The 805-nt window shown below is 70.9% G+C and carries 1 protein-coding gene; it reads right to left on the bottom strand.

The features are described from left to right. Nucleotides 1–168: 168 nt before the first annotated feature. Nucleotides 169–805, bottom strand: a 637-nt coding sequence (locus CCN37_RS37695) for a PE-PPE domain-containing protein (protein ID WP_143262037.1), incomplete at its 5' end; no start/stop codon positions are given.

Here is an 805-nt window from a genome sequence, read left to right as displayed (position 1 = left end):
GTCGCGGGCCGCCCAGACCCGCCCGAACCCACCCGCTCCAACCCGTCTGACCAGCCGGTATCGACCACCGACCACCCGCTCTTCCTCCACGCACCGCCTCCGTTCGCTAGCGGACACGACAGAACCGCGCGGGTGGGAGTCGCTCCCACCCGCGCGGTCGATCACCGGCTAGCGCGGGTGCGGGGGACGGCAGTTCTGCCGCCCCAGCTCGTGCGGGCCGTTGATGTACACGCCATCGGCGATGGAGTCGGCCATGATCGGCCGCTCCTGGTAGCACCAGTGCTGGGCGTAGTAGCCGCCCGGCGCCTCCAGGGTATTGAAGTGACACACCCCGTCGGACTGGATGCAGTAACGAATGAACGGGATTCCGCCGAAATCGCGCCGACCGACGCCGGGCGAGACGTAGCCGCCGAAGGGCAGTCCGACGCCCTGCGGGACGACCGCGCCGATGCCGAGCCCGGGCGGGCCGACCGGAGCCATCGGGTCGGCGTAGAGCTTGGCCTCGAAGCGGGACTTGTCCACCCCGAGCCTGCCGTCGGCGATGTCGTTGAGCACGTGGTTGGCCACGATCGCGCCCTGCGAGTAGCCCACGACGACGAACCGGCCGCCGCGGTCGGCGTTGTAGCTGTCGATCACCACGCGCTTGGCGGCCTCGTGTCCCTCGCGGACGCTGACGTCCATGGGGGTCTGGTTGCAGTCCTGCAGGCCGGGACCGCCCGCCGGGTAGTGCACGGTCCGCCGGACTCCGCCGCGCAGCCACGCGTCGTTGTAGACGTTGGCGGGTCCGTCGCAGGTGCCGCCGATG

Source organism: Allokutzneria sp. NRRL B-24872, assembly GCF_002155965.1.
GTDB lineage: Bacteria > Actinomycetota > Actinomycetes > Mycobacteriales > Pseudonocardiaceae > Allokutzneria.
This window is presented reverse-complemented; position numbering and strand designations above follow the sequence as displayed.